The sequence below is a fragment of the Streptomyces graminilatus genome, assembly GCF_001418565.1.
GTDB classification, from domain to species: domain Bacteria; phylum Actinomycetota; class Actinomycetes; order Streptomycetales; family Streptomycetaceae; genus Streptomyces; species Streptomyces graminilatus.
The window spans coordinates 12221-29295 of record NZ_LIQQ01000066.1 but is presented as its reverse complement, the minus strand read 5'-3'; the positions used below and the strand labels follow the sequence as shown (position 1 = coordinate 29295).

Genomic DNA, 17075 nt, shown 5'->3' with positions numbered 1-17075 from the left:
GTCTGCGGGGACGGCCGCGGGTACGGCCGGTGCGACTGTCCCGGCTGCGGCCTCCGCGGCGGGCGTCGGCGGACGGAGCGTGCTGGAGGGTGCCTTCGCGTTGCTGGAAGCGGTGGAACGGGCCGTGGAGGCCGGACCCACAAGGCTGGCATCCGAGTGCGGGCTGCCCAAGACGACCGCCTACCGGCTGCTGGAACAGCTGGCGGACCTGGGCGCGGTGGAGCGGTGCCGCGGGAGTTACCGGGTGGGACTGCGGATCTTCAGCCTCGGGCGCGAGTGGCAGCCGCATCCCCGGTTGCGGTCCGTCGCGAGGGAGCCGGTGCGGCGTCTGGTGGAGACAACCGGTATGACGGTGGGGATCGCCGTGCTGTGGAGGGGCGAGACCCTGATGGTGGAGTGGAGTCCCGGCGAGGCCGAGCGGCCAGTACTGCCGCGGACCGGTACGACCTGGCCATGGTTCACCGCGGCGGGCAAGGCTCTGGTGGCCGGGGCCGGCCCGAATCCCCTTCTGGGGCCGTTCCCCGCGTCCTGGCCGCAGGAGGCCGCCGCGATCCGGGACCGGGGTGTCGCGTTCGATCGGGAGGAAGTGGTGAGCGGGGTGTGCTGCGCGGCGGTACCGCTGCTCGGCGCGGACGGCGCACCGGTGGCGGCCCTCTGCGTCCTGACCGATCCCACGCACCACTTGGAGCGGCTGGGGGAAGCCGCCCGTCAGACCGGCCAGGTGATCAGCGTCGGCCTGCGCCGCCGGTGAGGCGGAGACCGCGGACCCGAGCGGGGCGATTCATCCTGATGTGTCGGGGCGTACAAAGATTCGCTTCACCGGGCTTCACGCTACAGCCGGCTGCCTACCAAGGCAGAGCCCCGGAACACGGCGACGCCGTTCACGTACCGGCCGTACCGAACCGTAGGGCGTGCTCACCACGGGGTCTGCCTGGACTGCCGTCATTCGTCCACCAGCCTCCTCACCGCGCTCGTGCACCATGAAGATCGGAGCAACTCATGTGGCCCGGTATTCCGGCGCACGAGCGGATGAGAGGGCTGTTCGGCGTACCCGGTTACTTGGCGTACATCAGCGTGCCGAAGCCGAGCTGGTCGAAGCCACCGCTGGTCGTGCCGTAGTCACCGCCGCCGCCCTCGGGGGCGACCGAGAAGCACATCTGGCTGATGTACTTGTCGTCGAGGTTCACGCGCCGGTTGTAGTGGTAGTGGAGCATGGCCCAGACCGGGCGGACCTGGCCGCGGCTGGCTGCGCTGATCACGGTCTGTGACTGCGGGGCGCAGTTCTGGCCGCTCCCCCAGTTGTAGGTGGTGTACGGGACGTTGTTGCCGAGGTTGTACTTGGCCACGTACTGGGCGGCCTTCATGAAGCGGCGGCCGTCGTAGGAGTAGAGGTCGTCGCCCTGGTTCCAGGCCATCTCACAGAGGGCGCCCATCTGGCCGATGGCCATCATGGTGTGGCCCTGGTCGCGGCCGGACTCCTGCCACTGGCCGAGGTCGTATCCCTCGACGCCGGAGTACAGGAAGGGCACCGCCCTGCGGATGGCGCCGTTTCCGGCGCCGTTCTTGAAGTAGTTCACGGCCTGGTCGTACTTGGCGGCGTTGTCGGTGAGGATCCCGATGGCCATCACCGAGGCCATGTTGCACAGGTCCCAGTTGGACCAGTAGTTGGTGATGCAGGCGCCGTTGTGGTCGTTGAGGAACTGGTTGTTGAGCGGGTAGAAGACCCTGACCAGCATCTCCCGGGCGGCGGCGAGGTCGAACCCGCTGTAGCCGCGCATGAGTTCGCAGGCGTTGGCGAACTGCCAGCCGTAGATACCGGCGGCGAGGAACCGGTCCGCGTTGCCGGTGACGGTTCTCAGGGTCCTCGACCACGCGTTGAGGATGGTGGCCGCGCATCGGGCGTTGTCCTCCGTGCCGCCGATGCGCCAGCGCAGGGCGTTCTGGTAGGCGGCGGCGATGTCGTTGTAGAGCACGGGGTAGTTCTGTCCGTCGCCTCCGCGGACGATCGTGGCGGTGGCCCGGTTGGTCCAGGTGGACTGGGAGTGGGAGTTGGCGGTCAGGCGCTTCCAGCCGGACAGCCAGGGGTCGTTGCCCGCGGCGACCCTGACCTTGGCCCGGTTGATGTCACCGGCGTTGTGCAGCATGCCGGGGTGCGTGAAGGTCGCGGGCGCCGCGTCCGCCGATGGGGCGGCGACGACCGCCGTGGTTGCGGCAGACGCAGCGCCGAGAGCGACGGCCGCGGTGAGACCGCCCGTGGTCCTGAGCAGACCGCGACGGCTCAACTGACCTGTGGGGAGGTGCTGGTGGGGGGAAGTGCGGCTCATTGGTACGACTCCAATCCGTGGGGGCATCAGTCGGTGGTGATGCTCACCTCGTTGAACTCGGTGGTGCAGCGGGCCAGTTGGTCGCGCGAGCAGACCACCAGGCCCACGTGGTAGGGGGCGTCACCGAATCCGGGGATCTCGCCGGTGGCGAGGGTGGTCCAGGTGGCACCGTCATCGGTGGACAGGGTTGCGGTGAAGGCGGTCCCGACGCGCTTCAGCCGCAGCAGACAGGGAAGGCCGGCGGTGGCGTTCCCGGTGAACGCCGACTTTCCGGCGACGGTCGTGCGCAGCATGAGCTGCGCGGTGGTCCCGCCGGTGACGACGGCCCCGGCGGCCTGGTCGAACGGCGACAGCGACTTGGCCATCAGCAGTCCCACCTGGTCGGCACTCGCGCCCGTGCGGGAGCCGAGCCTGGCGGTGATCTCGCAGTCGCCGGTGACGGTGCGTCGTACGAACTGGCCCGTCATCGCCTGGTTGTTGACGTTCAGGTCGACGCCGGCTCCGCGCACGGTGAAGGTCCCGTCGTCGTACGACGTGCTGCCCGGGGTGCGGATCGCGACCACGCCGAGCGTGCCGAAGGCGCGCTCGTCGAGCACCGGGTCACCGAGGTCGCCGTACGTCCAAGGGGCCGGCGGGGGTGTGCCGACCATGAGGGTGAGCGTGTCGGTGCCGTCGCCGGAGGCGTTGCCCGCAGTCGTGGTGACCGTGAACACCCCGCTCTCGGTGGGCGTTCCGGATACCAGGCCGGTGCGCCTGTCGAGGCGGAGACCGTCGGGCAGCCCGGCCGCGCCGAACCGTACGGGCTCGTGCGAGGCACGCAGGAGATGGCAGAAGGGAACGCCCTTGTTCGCGAACGCCTGGGTGGCGGAGGTGAGTCGGGGCGGGCCCGGGGCCGGCATCCGGGCGGACACAGGCGTGGAGAGCGGACCGCGCCCGCCGTGGCTCGTCTTCGCCACGACGTAGTGGTACGTCCCGCCGGGGGTCCCCGTGGCGTCCGCGTACCGGATCCGGGTGCCGAAACCGACCGGGCCTATGCCGGTCGCGATCGTCTCGTAGCGGCCGTCGGCGGTCGTGGAGCGCAGCACCTTGTAGCGGGCGGAGAGATCCTGGTCGGTCCAGGTCAGCTCCACGGCATCGGCGCCGGGTGACGCTTTCAGTCCGGTGGCGGTGCGGGTGGGGCGGGGCGGGGACCAGACCTCGCCGGAGTTCGCGGAGGTCACGCTGACGTTGTCGAAGGCGCCCGTTCCGGTCTCGGCGTAGTCCGCGTCGACACCCAGGCAGGAGGTGAGGACGAGACCCGCGTACGCCGTAGCACCCAACTCGACGTCGCTGGCGCCGACTTGGGTCCAGCGGATGCCATCCGGGGAGATCGCGCCCGTGCAGCGGCGGCCCCTGCGGGTCACCCGCACCCAGTAGGGCGCCCGCAGCCGGTAGCCGTCGCCCGCGCCCTCGACGTACGGCGCCCGCAGCGGGGTCGCCGACTCGGGCAGCTCGCCGAGGTCGGAGATCGGGAAGGCGGCCGACGCGGTGATGGCCTGCCGCTGGGTGGGCGGGACGGGCGTACTGCCGGTGGCGGAGACGCTCGCGCCCGCCTCGGGCCGTACGGTCCACACGCCGCTCCAGGTGTGCAGCGGCAGCCCCTGGATCAGCATCGAGGCGTGGGCGGCGTCCGCGTCGAGGGAGTCGCGCAGGGTGACGCCGATCTTGGCGTACTGCGAGCTGAGCGGGAACACGACCCGCGCGGTGATCGTGCCGTCGCCACGCAACGGGAGATGGACGCAGCGGTAGGTGTGGGCGGTGCCGGACGCCTCCAGCAGGAACCGCTCGCCGTCGAAGGCGGCGGACCCGGGGATCCGCACCTCGCCCACGTCCCGGGTGGACCAGGGGCGGGGAAGACCGGCGGTGACGGCCACCGCACCCGAACCGGCGCTGCTTCCTTGCGAGTTGGCGGCGGTGACGGTGTAGTAGTACGTCCGTCCCGCGTGTACGTCGGTGTCGGTGTACTCCGGCTCGGCCTTCCCGGCGGCGATCTTCGTGTACGGCCCTTCGGGGCGGCCGGCCCGGCTGACGGTGTACGTCGTCGCCCACGCGCAGGGCAGCCAGGACACGGTCACGGCGTCGGAGTCGCCGAGGGCGGTGACGCCCGCCGGGGTCGTCGGCGCGGTCGGTGCGGGGGCCTTGGTCCCGGCGTAGGTGAAGGTGCCGAAGCTCGGCAGGTCGTCGTTGCCGCCCTCGACGAAGCGGGCGCCGCCGGTGCCGCGGAAGACGGCCGCTCTGGTGTAGGGGGTGTCGAGGCCGCGGACGCCGGCGTAGTGGGCGTAGTACATCTCGTATGCCGGTGGCAGGCTGCCGCGGACCTTGTCGGAGACGGTCGTCTTGATGTATTTGCCGGTGCGGTCGAGGTCGGGGGTGAAGGGCACGTCGCCGCCGAGGTTGTAGCGCGCCGCGTACTCCGCGTTGGCGAGGATGCGATGGTCGTCGAAGCCCCACAGGTCGATGCCCTGGTTCCAGGCGACCTGGGCGACGTCGCCCATCAGGCCGACGGCGAGCTGCTCGTGTCCTTGGTCGCGGCCGCTCTCCTGCCCCTGGCCGGCGTCGGTGACCACGCGGCCCCGCACACTGCCGTTGCCGCTGCCGGCCGCGGCGAAGCGCAGGGCGTCCTCGAAGAGGGTGCGTTCCTCGCAGAACACGCCGATGGCCAGGATGGACTGAATTGCCGTCAGGTCCCAGTTGCCGTTGGCGTAGAGCATGTAGCCGGAGATCGCCGGATACCAGACGTCGAGGAAGGACCGCTCGCAGCGCGCGATGTGCGCGTCCGTCCACCCGTCGTAGTCGCTGTGGCGCAGCAGCTCGGCCGCGTTGACGAACTTGAAGACCTGGAGGCCGGCGCCCAGCGGACCGTCGGCACCCGTGACCGTGGTCAGCGATGCCGACCAGGCGTTGAGGATGTCCCGTGCCTTGTCGGCATGGGCGCGCTCGCCGGTGACACACCACATGAGGGCGTTCTGGTAGGCGGCGGCCGAGTCGGCGACGGCCTGGTTCTGGAAGTTGGTGGGGCCACGGCCCCAGGAGGTGATCTGGCCCGTGTTCTGGACGGCGTACGTCGACTTCGAGCGGGCATGGGCCGCGAACGCGAGGTAGCCGTCATGGATCGGCGCTTCGTGAGCGGCGACCGCGGCCTTCATCCGCGCGATGTCGTCGGCCGTGTGGAGGAGGCCGGGATGGGTGAAACGTCCGCGGTCCGTCCTGTCGCCGACCGCCCGTGCGGTGCCGGGCGCGAGCAGTCCGCTCGTACCCGCGACCAGCAGCAGGGCGGCCGTACCGCCGAGAAAGCCCCGGCGGCTCGGTGCGGGGAGGTCTCTCAGGGTGCTCATGACGCGGCGGCCTCCTCGGCCTCGGCGGTGGTGAGGAACTTCAGGTTCAGCACGTGCTCGTTGGCGTGCATCGGGATGGTGTCGGTGGTGAGGTACCAGCCCGGCTTCTTCATCGAGTCGGCGATCACCTTGCCGTTGACCACGAGGTTCTCGAAGGTGACGTCCTTGATGGCGTGCTTGGCGTCGTACCCGAGCAGCAGGCAGGTGGCGAGCGGCTTGCCGGTGTAGGTGAGGTCCTTGATGTAGACGTTCTGGATGCCGCGGCCGACCGCGGTGCTCCACTTCGTGTTGTACGCGATCCGCATGTGGACGAGCTGGCCCCAGCGGAAGTCCTCGACGCGTACGTTCTCGATCCGCACGTTCTTGATCAGGTTGCGGTCGCCGGGGTTGAGGGCGATGCAGCCCTGGTAGTTGAGCTGCGGCTCGCGGTGATCGCAGATGTCGAGGTTCTTGAAGGTGAGGTTCTTCAGGACCTCGGGGTTGTCGGTGTTGCCGTGCGTGCCGATGTTGATGGGGTGGGCCACGTCCGCCCAGAGGGTGGAGTTGCGGACCGTGACGTGCGTGGTGTCGCCGTAGTACTCCCATCGGTGGGTGTAGAGGGCTATGCAGTCGTCGGAGTTGCGCATGAAGACGCCGTCGACGACGACATCGCTGCTGCAGAAGACGTCGATTCCGTCGCCCCAGCCCTTGGAGCTGAAGGAGCCGAGGCCCTTGATGGTGACGCCGGTGGCCTCGCCGAGCTTGACCGCGTAGCCGTTCGGGTTGAGGACCGTGACGGCGCCGACGGCGATGTTTCTGGAGTTCTCGACGAGGACGCCGCCGTCCACCGTCCCGGCGAGCACACCGCGGCCGGCGAGTCCGGAGTGCTCGACGTTCCGGAAGAGGACGGTGGCCTTGAGGACGGCGCCGCCGTCGAGGTAGACGGTCTTGCCGGAGGGGACGGTGAGGTAGCCGTCGGCGGTGGTGTGGACGCCGGGGCCGTAGTAGAGGACGTTCGGGTCGTCCGGCGCCGGTCGCTTCTTCTCGATGGCGCGGGCGAACAGGTGGAGGCAGTCGAAGATGTCGTCGTTGATCTGGACGACGATGTTGCGCGGCTGGTCGAGGGTGAGGCGCAGGGTGTCACCGAGGACCTCGGGCTTGATGCCGTAGGAGTCCGGTCGGACCCGGGCCTTGGTGGTGCCGCCCTTGAGGTAGGTGACCTCGATCTCGACGGAGCCCTGGAAGTCGAAGTACGCCAGCGACGAGTTGTACACCTTGCTCGACCCGGTGGCCGCGTTGATCTCCGACAGCTGGGGGCGCCAGATGTCCAGGGTCTGCCACTCGCCGTCCGGGGCGCTGCGGACCCGCACCTTGAAGCTGGTGTTGGTCGGCATGGCGGACGGCCGGGGGTAGGTCACCAGCTTCGGCGCCGCGTCGGCGCCGTCCGCGGCCCCGGCCGCCGTGGCGGTCATCGAGGTGAGGCCGGCGGCGAGGACGGTGGCGCCCGCGGACTGCAGGGCGGTGCGGCGGGACAGGGGCGTGTTCATGCGGGACTCCTTGGTCAACAGGTCGGCAAGAGGGGCTACTTGAGCCCGGACGTGGACATCCCGGCGACGAAACCGCGCTGGGCGATGAGGAAGATCAGCAGGATCGGGACGACGTACATCACGGAGGCGGCGGCCTGGAGTTCCGGGACGGGCGTGCCGGCCTCGTTGACGTAGGCGGTCATCACGGCGACGGTGAGGGTGGTGCGGTCGGTGGACAGCAGGAGCTGCGGCGCGATGCAGTCGCCCCAGGTCCAGGTGAAGGCGATGATGAAGCTCGCGGACAGCACCGGCCAGGACTGCGGCAGGAAGATCCGTCAGAAGATCGACGGGTATCGGCAGCCGTCGACGATCGCGGCCTCCTCCAGCTCGCGCGGCAGTCGAGCGCGAGGACGTCGCTCCGGGCGAAGCAGGGGTCCAGTTCCTCGGCCACGTCGCGAGCCGCGAAGTACGGCAGGTCGACGGCGCCGACGCCGCGTACCAGGTCGGGCGGGCTGCCGCTGGTGAGCATCGCGATCAGCTTGGTGATGTCGTACTTCACTAGGACGATCTTGATGGCGAGGTCCTCCTTAGCCTGCCGGACCTGCTCCGGGAGGATGTCGCCGGAGTTCACCATCACGGTGACGGTCTCGCCCGAACCGCCGACGCCGTTCGACACCTGCAACGCGCAGCCGCTCACCGCGGTCGCACCGACCGCGCCCACGGAAAGGGCGAGGAATCGGCGGCGGCTCGATGAGGCGCCGGTAGGGGCACCACCGGCATGTGGGCGCATGGCACACCACCTCCTGCTCAGCTTGTGCGAAATATCGACCACCGATCGCGCGGGCGGCCAGATCCGGCCGGTGGGCGATGAAGTGGTGACGTGGGGACTCCCGTAGCAACCGGTTGCCGAAGGTGCTGGGCCAGAGCTTCTTGCGGGATTGCATACGGCGTCAAGAGTCCCGGCGAACTTTCGAAAAGAGTCAGTAACCGGTTTCTGGATCTGTTCCCAAGGGGTGAGTACATGATGAGCACCGCCCACCGTCCGTCTCGCCGAGGTCAGGGAACCGGCTTCTCACCGCACCGATTGACCGGCCCACTTGGCAGATCTACGGTAGAAGACGCTTTCTGAAAATGTTTCCGATGACTGTCTCAGGAGAGCCATGCCCAGCCTGCCGAGGGCCGTGTTCGCGATGGATCCGGTGCACCTCCCCCTGCTCTTCCCGCCACCGCTGATGGCCCGGCTCAGGCAGACGGCCGTCATCGACCCCGCGCTCGTCGTACGCGACTTCGCCGACCCGGCGACCGCCGAGGCCCTCGCCCGGGCCGAGGTGCTCATCACCGGCTGGGGCTGCCCCCGCCTCGACAGCGACGCCCTCGCCGTCGCACCCGCGCTGCGCGCCGTCCTGCACGCGGCCGGCTCGGTCCGCTCGCTGGTCGGCGACGCGCTGTGGAAAGCGGGCGTCGCCGTCTCCAGCGCCGTGACGGGCAACGCGCTGCCCGTCGCCGAGTACACGCTCGCCATGATCCTGCTCGCCGGCAAGGACACCTTCGCCCACCGGGAGCGCTTCCGCGCCTCGCACACCTACCCGTCCACCGCCGAGACCGCCGACACCGGGAACGTCGGCCGCCGCGTCGGCGTCATCGGCGCGTCGCGGGTCGGCCGCCGGCTGCTGGAGCTGCTGCGGCCGTTCGACTTCACGGTGCTGCTGCACGATCCGTACGTCAGCGCCGCCGAAGCCGCCGAGTTCGGGGCGGAGTTGCTGTCGCTGGAGGACCTGCTGCGGCAAAGCGACATCGTCAGCCTGCACGCGCCGGACATCCCCGAGACGTACCGGATGCTCGACGGGGACCGGCTCGCGCTGATCCGGGATGGCGGAGTGCTGATCAACACGTCACGGGGGGCATTGATCGATCCCGAGGCGCTGACGGATGAGCTTGTCTCCGGGCGGCTGCACGCGGTGCTCGACGTGACCGAGCCGGAGCCGCTGCCCGCGGGGTCGCCGCTGTATCACCTGCCCAATGTGTTCCTGACGCCCCATATCGCCGGGTCGCTCGGCAATGAGCTGGAGCGGCTGGGGTGGATCGTGGTGGAGGAGCTGGAGCGGGTGGTGGGCGGAGTGGGGTTGGCGCATGAGGTGCGGGAGATCGATTTGGTGCGGGTGGCCTGAGGGTGGGAGTGGGATACGGTTTCCGCGTCTGTGGGGGGCGCGTTTCCCGGGCTCAGGGCCGGGTGGGCGCAACGGTGAAGGAGCCTCGAGGGTGAGTCAACGCAAGACGGCCGGCGACGCCGGCCGGGCCACCATCCGGGACGTGGCGGAACGCGCCGGCGTCTCCGTCGCCAGCGTGTCGCGTGTGCTGTCCGGCAACTACCCGGTGTCGGAGGACCTGCGCCGCCGGGTGATGAAGGTCGTCCGGGACCTGGACTACGTCACCAACGCCCACGCCCGCTCCCTGGCCGGCGGCGGTACGCCCACCGTGGCCATCCTGATCAACAACATCACCGGCGCCGCGTTCGCCCACGTGGCCAAGGGCGTCGAGGGCGCGGCCACGCTGCGGGGCTGGCTTTCGCTGGTGGGGACCACCGGGGACGATCCCGAGCGGGAGCTCGCGCTGGTCAACCTCATGCGCCAGCAGGGTGTCGCGGCGGTGGTGCTGCTGGGCGGCGCCTACGACTACGACGAGTACCAGCTGCGCATGGCCCGGTTCGCGCGCTCGCTGGACGCCGCGGGGTCGCACCTGGTCCTGGTGGGCAGGCCGCCGCTGGAGGGCGACGTGCCGGCGACGACCGTGGACTACGACAACGAGGGCGGCGCCTACGCCATGGCCAGCCATCTGCTGTCCGCCGGGCATCGCGAGGTGCTCGTCCTGCCGGGCCACTCCGAACTCACCACCGCCCAGGGGCGGTTGAGGGGCGCACAGCGGGCCTTCGAGGCCTACGGCGTGCCGTTCGCCCCGGCTCTGGTGCGGCGCGGGCCCTACGACTACGAGCACGGGTACGAGGCCGTCGAGGCCGCGCTGGAGGAGACCCCGGGCTTCACCGCCGTTCTCGCCGGGACCGACGTCGTCGCGGCCGGCGCCATGCAGGCCTTGCGGGCGGCGGGGCTGCGGGTGCCGGAGGACGTGTCGATCGTGGGGTACGACGACATCCCGCTCGCCTCCCAGCTCACCCCTCAACTCACCACCGTGCACGTGCCGTACGAGGAGATGGGGCGGGTGGCGCTGCGCGCCGTCGCCGACCGGCGGGAGGGCGTCTCCGGGCGCCGCAAGGGCCGGGACGGGGACCATCTGGTGCTGGGCACCCATGTCGTCGTACGCAACTCCGTGCGGCCGCCCGCCACCCGGCGCGGCTGAGCTTGTTCTTTATGGTCTGAGGTCGAATCGGGCCTCAGACCATAAAGAACAAGCTCAGGCATTGGTGATGACGCGGGAGTCGCTGGAAGTATTTGTTTCGTAAGCGGTTTCCCGGGTTCCTCGCAGGTGGGCGAGCGGTCCGGCCGAGGGTCGTCCCGTCCGCCTGCCGACGTCATGTCATTGGCTCTGACCTGGAGTTATGGCTTCCTGTGCGGGCAGAGCCGCAGCGCCTCCCGCGCTAATCCCCGCGACAACCCGCCGTAACAAATATCCGCCCACCTCTTGCCATGCGCTCAGCTCCCGGCCTACCTTCCCTGCAACCGCTTACTACCGCTTCCGCTTGGCCGGCTCCGCAACCGCGAGCCGATGGATTCCCGCCGCCGTTCCCGGCCGGCGCCTCCTTGTCGCAGCCGCCTCGAAGCAAGCACGCTCTCTCCCATTCCGAAGGATCACGGTCTGATGAACTTCACCAGCCCCCGGAGAAGGTTCGCCTCCGCCGCCGTCGCGGGAATCGCACTGACAGGTCTGCTCGCCGCCTGCGGCGGAAACGACTCGCAGGACTCCGGCTCGGGGTCCAAGGGCTCCGGCCCGGTCACCCTGGACTTCTGGGGCTGGGCCAACGGGCAGCAGGCGGTCGTCGAGGCGTTCAACGCCTCGCACAAGGACGTGCGGCTCAAGTACACGAAGGTCACCGACCAGTTGACCATGCAGAAGCAGCTCACCAACGCGGTCAAGGCGGGCAACGCGCCCTGCTTGCTCCAGAACACCGGTGAGTACGTGACCAGTTGGGTCTCGCAGGGTGCGCTCTCCGACATCACCCGGTACGTCGAGGCCGACAAGAACAAGTTCAACGCCGGCTCGTGGGCGACCGGTCAGGTGCAGGGGAAGGTGTACGGGGTGCCGACCGCCTCGGCGCCCGCCTTCACCATCTACCGCACCGACCTCTTCCAGAAGTACGGACTCAAGGCACCGGCGACCTGGGACGACTTCATCACCGCCGGCAAGGAGCTGAAGAAGCACGGCGTCAAGATCACCAACTACGCCGGTGAGGACCCCAGCACGCTTGAGGTGCTGGCGATGCAGGCCGGGGCGCACTGGTACGCCATCGACGGCGACTCATGGGTGGTGAACTTCCAGGACGAGGGCACGCTCAAGGCCGCGAAGGTGATCCAGGAGATCGTCGACAACGACCTCAACTCCAAGCTCTCCTTCGCGGACTACGCGGCCGTGCAGCGCAACTACGACAACGGCGGCACCGCGACCCGGCAGATCTCCACCTGGCAGATGTCCGGCATGGTGCAGAACTTCACCAAGTCCTTCGGCAAGTGGGCGCTGTCGCCCTGGCCGGCGTTCCAGGGGGAGGCGGCCAGGACACCGGCCGGGACCAACCAGAGCGGCAATCTGACGCTGGTGACCGAGGACTGCGAGGCCAAGGAGCAGGCCGCCGAGGCCGCGCTGTGGATGTCGACCGACGCCGGGGCCGTGAAGACCATGGCGAGCCCGGAGACCGGCAGCGGTGTGATGCCGGCGCTGGCCGACAGCGACGCGTATGTGTCGGAGGCGATCTCCGAGAAGCTGCTCGGGAAGAACTACGAGCCCGCGAAGAAGGTCGTGACGGACAGCCTGGACACCGTCACCACCGACTGGACCTTCGGGCCGAACTGGACGGCGATGTTCACGCAGTTGCAGGACGAGTGGGCGAAGGTCGTCAGCAAGCAGCAGAAGGTCACCGATCTGCTGGCGCACATGCAGAAGTGGACGGTCGACGACCTGAAGCAGCGCGGCATCAGCGTCAAGGGCTGAGGCGGACTCGATGATTCGCTCCCAGCGCTGGAAGGGTGCCGCCTTCACGGTGCCCTTCCAGCTCGGCTTCGCCTTCCTGTACCTGCTCCCGATCGGCTACGCGGTCTACCAGTCGCTGTTTCTCCAGAAGCAGTCCGGGCTGGGCCTCGGCGGCTCGACCACCGAGTTCGCGGGCCTGGACAACTACCGCGACGGTCTCACCGACTCGGCGTTCATCGGCTCCGTCCTGCGGGTGGTGCTGTTCGCCTGTGTGCAGATCCCGTTCATGCTGGTCGTCAGCCTGGCCCTGGCGCTGTTCCTGGACGCGGTCGGCGCCAGGGCGGCCGGACGGTTCCGGATTCTGCTGCTGGTGCCGTACATGATCCCCGGTGTCGTCGCCGCGATCGTGTGGATCAATCTGTACAGCCCCGAGGTGGGACCGCTCACGCCGCTCGCCGGACTGTTCGGACTCGACTGGAACTTCTTCTCGCCCTCCATGGTGTGGCCGGCCATCGGCAATCTGCTGACCTGGCACGGCATCGGCTACAACATGGTGATCATCTACGCGGCGCTCCAGGGCGTGCCGCGCGAGCTGTTCGAGGCCGCGCGGCTGGACGGTGCCTCCGAGTCTCGGATCGCGCTGAGCATCAAGATCCCGTTCGTGCGCGGGGCGCTCGTCCTGACCGCCCTGCTGTCGATCATCCAGATGCTCCAGATCTTCAATGAACCGGCGCTGTTCAGGAACGTGACACCGCAGACCGTCAGCGACAGCTTCACCCCGATCATGATCATCTACAACCAGGCGTTCAACGCCGGCAACTACCACTACGCCGCGACTCTTTCGGTGCTGCTCGCCCTGATCCTCGGGGTGGCGTCCTTCCTCTTCTATCGGCTGACCTCAAGGGAGGCCAACTGATGGCGCTGACCGAGCATCGCAAGGAGAAGGCGCCGCAGACCGTGACCGGCGTGCGGCGGATCGGCCGCCCGGATCCGGTGGCCCGCTCCCGCGGCGGGCAGCGGTTCGTGCTGGTCGGGCTGGTTCTGGCGAGCGCCTACAGCCTGTTCCCGGTGTACTGGCTGATGATCGCCGCCACCAAGGACCGGGTGGGGATGTACCAGAGCAACGGGCTGTGGTTCTCCGGCTGGCATCTGTGGGACAACCTCCAGCAGGTGTTCACCTACGAGGACGGCATCTTCCTGCGCTGGACCGCCAACTCGTTCCTGTACGCCGGTGTCGGTTCCCTCGGCGGCACGCTGATCGCGCTGGCGACGGGGTACGGGCTCGCCCGGTTCGACTTTCCCGGCCGGGGTGTCGTCTTCGCGTGCGTGGTGGGGTCGTTCCTGATCCCGATCGCGCTGCTCACCCTGCCGCTGTATCTGCTGTTCTCGGCGATCGGGCTGGTCGACACGCCCTGGGCGATGCTGATCCCCTGCCTGATCAACCCGTTCAGTGTGTATCTGGCCAAGGTGTACACGGAGGCCACGATCCCCTTCGAGCTGCTGGAGGCGGCGCGGATCGACGGCGCCGGCGAGGTGCGGATCTTCTTCAGCATCGTGCTGCGGATGATGACCACGGGCGGCGCCACGGTGTTCCTGCTCGCCTTCGTCAACACCTGGAACGCCTTCTTCCTCCCGCTGACCGTGCTGCGCGGCGAGGAGAACTGGACCCTCAATCTGGGCCTGTACAACTGGACCGGCAAACGCCTGGAGTCGGGCGTCGACGTGACCAGTCTCGTCCTGACGGGCGCGCTGCTGTCCATCGTGCCGATGGCGATCATGATGGTCGCGATGCGGCGCTTCTGGCGGACCGGCGTGACGCTGGGGGCCCTGAAGTGACCGCCGCCCCGGGAGCCCTCACGTGACCTTGCTGCACAACCCCGTCATCCGCGGTTTCGCCCCGGACCCCTCCCTGGTGCGGGCCGGCGACTGGTACTACGTGGCGACGAGTTCGTTCGAGTGGTTCCCGACGATCCCCATCCACCGCTCCCGGGACCTGGCCCACTGGGAGTACGCCGGCCATGTCCAAGGCGCTGTCCCCGGCGACTCCCTGGCCGGGGTCCCCGACTCCGGCGGCATCTGGGCGCCGTCGCTGAGCTGGGACGGTGAGCGGTTCTGGATGGTCTACTCGGTGGTGCGCTCGGTGGGCACGCCGTACTTCGACACGGACACCTACGTCACCACGGCCGCGGAGATCGGCGGCAAGTGGGCGCCGCCGCGCAGGCTGCCGAGCCACGGCTTCGACCCCGCGCTCGTCCATGACGAAGGGCGGCTGTGGCTGCTCAACCTCCAGAACGACCACCGTCCCGGCGGCCGGCGGTTCGCCGGGATCGTGCTGACGGAGCTGGACCGGCAGACGCTGAGCCCGACCGGCGGCACGCATCTGCTGCTCCAGCACGAACGGCTCATCGAGGGGCCGAAGTTGGTGCGCCGGGACGGCTGGTACCACCTGGTCCTGGCGGAGGGCGGCACGGGGTTCGAGCACGGGGTGCGCATGGCGCGCAGCCGTGCCCTCACCGGGCCGTACGAACTCGACGACCGCCCCTTGCTGACGTCGCGCGACGACCCGTCGCTGCCGTTGCAGAAGGCAGGCCACGGCGAGTTGGCCCAAATGCCGGACGGGGATTGGGTGTTGAGTCACCTCGCGGCCCGGCCGCTGCGTACGCCGGACGGGCCGCGCTGCACACTCGGGCGCGAGACGGCCGTCCAGGCCGTGACATGGGACGCGCAGGGGTGGCCGAGGCTGCGCCACGGGGGTACGCATCCCGCGGTCGAGGTGGAGGTGGCGACGCCGGCCCTCGCACCCGAGCCCCGGCTCGGCGCGCCGGACGACGCGCTGGGCTGGCCCTGGAGCACCCTGCGCGGATACCCCGATGCGAGCTGGGCCGACACCACCACCCGGCCGGGCTGGATCCGGCTGCACGGCCGGCACGGCCCCGAGTCGCGGTGGGCGCACAGTCTGCTCGCCCGGCGGATCACCGAGCACCGCGCGGAGGCCGAGGTCACCGTCCAGGCCCGTCCGCGCACCTTCACGCAGGCCGCCGGGCTGGTCCTGCGGTACGACTCGCAGGCGTATCTGAGCCTGGACCTCACCTGGGCCGAGCCCGCGGGCGAGGGGCAGCACGGGCAGCAGTGGGCCGGCGGCGGCCGTACAGTTCTCCGGCTCGTGGAGCGGGAGGAGTCCGGCACCCGGGAAGCGGCCATGGTGGAGGTGGACGCGAGCGCGCCGCTGACCCTGGGAGTGACCGTCGAGGAGGGGCGGGCGCGGTTCTGGTACGTCCACGAAGGCGAGCGGACACCGGTCGGGCCGGCGCTGGACTTCACCCAACTGTCCGACGACCACGGCTCCAGGCTGCGGTTCACCGGGTCGATGGCCGGCATCCACGCCGTGGACCTCGTCGACGCGTCGTTCACCGCCGACTTCACGGGGTTCCGCCTCACTTGCCCGTAGCCCAGAGCCTGTTCGAAGTCTCGAAAGTCGCGCCCCGTGGACTCCCGCGAACTCCGGGCTCTTCCGGACTCAGCGCGGCGAACCGAGGGTAGGAAGCGCTTACCGTTTCCGCGCTGGCCGAAACTTTCATGGCCCTCGGACGGGCCGGAGAGGCGGTTCCGATGGTCCGTACGGGCGGTGCGAGCATGGCCGCCGGAGCCACCCTCGCGGTCGTGGCCCGCGAGGCCGGGGTGTCCGTGCCGACCGCCTCCAAGGTGGTCAACGGCCGGGAGGACGTGGCCCCCGGGACCCGCCGCCGGGTCACCGAGGCACTGAACCGGCTCGGCCAGGTCCGCAGACCGCGCTTCGAGCGCGTGCGGAGCCGAGGTCGCCATCGATGCCTCCGACTGCTCGGGCGGCTACGAGACCCGGCTCGTCCCGCAAGCAGTCCGCGTGGAGTCCGCCCCGTGACCACTCATCGGCGCAACAGCGCACCCGCCTCGCGAGGACGTACTCGCCACGGCCATGGAAATGATCGCCGAGCGTGGTCTGGAGAAGCTCACCGTGGCGGCACTCGGTCTCGACGTCGGCATGAGCAGCGGCCACCTCCTCTACTACTTCCACTCCAAGGACGAGTTGCTGCTGCGCACCCTGGAGTGGAGTGAGGGGCGGCTCGGCACCGAGCACGGGCGGCTGCTCGTACGGGCGGCACCGGCGCGCGAACGGCTCGACGCGTACGTCGGCCTGTACGTCCCCGACGGCCATCGCGACCCGTACTGGACTCTCTGGCTGGAGGTCTGGAACCGCTCGAAGAGCGCCGCCGCCGACGCGGACGCCCGCGAGCGACAGGCCGCCATCGAGGGCGCCTGGCACCGCGACCTCGTCGCGCTGCTCGCCGAGGGCATCTCGCACGGCGAGTTCCGCCCCGTCGACCCGACCGCTTCGCCGCCCGGCCGCACGCCCTCCTGGACGGCTTCTCCATCCACGTGGCCATCGGCCTGCCTCGAACCTATCCGGTTGATGCTTCTCACCTGCGGCTTTACCAAAGCGCCCGCTTTACACCCCGATTCGATCCTGCTGAGTCCTGCTCAATCCTGCTCGATCCTGCTCGATCGAGAGTGGTGCAGCGTTCGCTGCACCGCCCGACCGCGCTCGCGCGAACACGAGCTTGCCTTCGAGGCCTACCGTACGTGGCCCATATCGACGGCGACTCGCACGCCTGAGGTGGAGGCCGGCCTCACCTCGTCGGCCCACCCCCGAATCAAGGGTGTACCAGCAGATGAGGGTCGGCTGCCGAGGGACGCTGCCCGTT

General features: G+C 69.5%; 10 protein-coding genes and 3 pseudogenes. 9 read left to right on the top strand and 4 right to left on the bottom strand.

Going from position 1 to position 17075, the window contains the following annotated elements:
* Nucleotides 1-79 precede the first annotated feature (79 nt).
* Nucleotides 80-751, top strand: a complete 672-nt coding sequence (locus tag AOK08_RS07165) for an IclR family transcriptional regulator (RefSeq protein ID WP_055524602.1) — start codon at nucleotides 80-82, stop codon at nucleotides 749-751.
* A 304-nt stretch (nucleotides 752-1055) separates the two neighbouring features.
* Here the strand turns inward: AOK08_RS07165 and AOK08_RS07160 are convergent, their stop codons facing one another.
* The 4 genes and pseudogenes from AOK08_RS07160 to AOK08_RS07145 all read right to left on the bottom strand — a co-directional run.
* A complete protein-coding gene (locus AOK08_RS07160; RefSeq protein ID WP_055524601.1) occupies nucleotides 1056-2324 on the bottom strand; it encodes an alginate lyase family protein in 1269 nt (422 codons plus the stop codon).
* Between the two features lie 26 nt (nucleotides 2325-2350).
* A complete protein-coding gene (locus tag AOK08_RS07155) occupies nucleotides 2351-5698 on the bottom strand; it encodes an alginate lyase family protein (protein ID WP_055524600.1) in 3348 nt (1115 codons plus the stop codon).
* Entirely contained in the window at nucleotides 5695-7224 is a 1530-nt protein-coding gene (locus tag AOK08_RS07150; protein WP_055524599.1) for a glycosyl hydrolase family 28 protein, read from the bottom strand. The genes AOK08_RS07155 and AOK08_RS07150 overlap by 4 nt, the downstream gene beginning before the upstream one ends.
* A gap of 35 nt (nucleotides 7225-7259) precedes the next feature.
* A pseudogene (locus tag AOK08_RS07145) lies at nucleotides 7260-7607 on the bottom strand (ABC transporter permease subunit); the annotation flags it as partial.
* Between the two features lie 756 nt (nucleotides 7608-8363).
* Between AOK08_RS07145 and AOK08_RS07135 the strand changes: the two are divergent.
* The 8 genes and pseudogenes from AOK08_RS07135 to AOK08_RS42850 all read left to right on the top strand — a co-directional run.
* Nucleotides 8364-9371, top strand: coding sequence for a hydroxyacid dehydrogenase (locus AOK08_RS07135; protein ID WP_198539143.1), 1008 nt, complete (start codon nucleotides 8364-8366; stop codon nucleotides 9369-9371).
* Nucleotides 9372-9462: 91 nt separating this feature from the next.
* Nucleotides 9463-10554: a LacI family DNA-binding transcriptional regulator gene (locus tag AOK08_RS07130; protein WP_055524597.1), complete on the top strand. Its 1092-nt coding sequence runs from the start codon at nucleotides 9463-9465 to the stop codon at nucleotides 10552-10554.
* A 459-nt stretch (nucleotides 10555-11013) separates the two neighbouring features.
* Nucleotides 11014-12357 (top strand): ABC transporter substrate-binding protein, encoded by a 1344-nt coding sequence (locus AOK08_RS07125; protein ID WP_055524596.1) that lies wholly within the window; start codon nucleotides 11014-11016, stop codon nucleotides 12355-12357.
* A gap of 10 nt (nucleotides 12358-12367) precedes the next feature.
* On the top strand, nucleotides 12368-13252 hold the full coding sequence (locus tag AOK08_RS07120; RefSeq protein WP_055524595.1) for a carbohydrate ABC transporter permease: 885 nt from the start codon (nucleotides 12368-12370) through the stop codon (nucleotides 13250-13252).
* Entirely contained in the window at nucleotides 13252-14172 is a 921-nt protein-coding gene (locus tag AOK08_RS07115) for a carbohydrate ABC transporter permease (protein WP_055524594.1), read from the top strand. Before AOK08_RS07120 ends, AOK08_RS07115 begins: the two co-directional genes overlap by 1 nt.
* 22 nt (nucleotides 14173-14194) lie before the next feature.
* On the top strand, nucleotides 14195-15784 hold the full coding sequence (locus tag AOK08_RS07110) for a glycoside hydrolase family 43 protein (protein WP_055524593.1): 1590 nt from the start codon (nucleotides 14195-14197) through the stop codon (nucleotides 15782-15784).
* 161 nt (nucleotides 15785-15945) lie between these two features.
* Nucleotides 15946-16135 (top strand): annotated as a pseudogene (locus AOK08_RS42855) (LacI family DNA-binding transcriptional regulator); the annotation flags it as partial.
* A gap of 153 nt (nucleotides 16136-16288) precedes the next feature.
* Nucleotides 16289-16773: pseudogene (locus AOK08_RS42850) on the top strand (TetR/AcrR family transcriptional regulator); the annotation flags it as partial.
* Between the last annotated feature and the right edge of the window lie 302 nt (nucleotides 16774-17075).

Bases quoted from the DNA above. Each gene is read 5' to 3' on its own strand.
- AOK08_RS07125 (WP_055524596.1), top strand. From the start codon at position 11,014: ATGAACTTCACCAGCCCCCGGAGAAGGTTCGCCTCCGCCGCCGTCGCG.
- AOK08_RS07155 (WP_055524600.1), bottom strand. From the start codon at position 5,698: ATGAGCACCCTGAGAGACCTCCCCGCACCGAGCCGCCGGGGCTTTCTC.
- AOK08_RS07160 (WP_055524601.1), bottom strand. From the start codon at position 2,324: ATGAGCCGCACTTCCCCCCACCAGCACCTCCCCACAGGTCAGTTGAGC.
- AOK08_RS07120 (WP_055524595.1), top strand. From the start codon at position 12,368: ATGATTCGCTCCCAGCGCTGGAAGGGTGCCGCCTTCACGGTGCCCTTC.
- AOK08_RS07135 (WP_198539143.1), top strand. From the start codon at position 8,364: ATGCCCAGCCTGCCGAGGGCCGTGTTCGCGATGGATCCGGTGCACCTC.
- AOK08_RS07150 (WP_055524599.1), bottom strand. From the start codon at position 7,224: ATGAACACGCCCCTGTCCCGCCGCACCGCCCTGCAGTCCGCGGGCGCC.
- AOK08_RS07115 (WP_055524594.1), top strand. From the start codon at position 13,252: ATGGCGCTGACCGAGCATCGCAAGGAGAAGGCGCCGCAGACCGTGACC.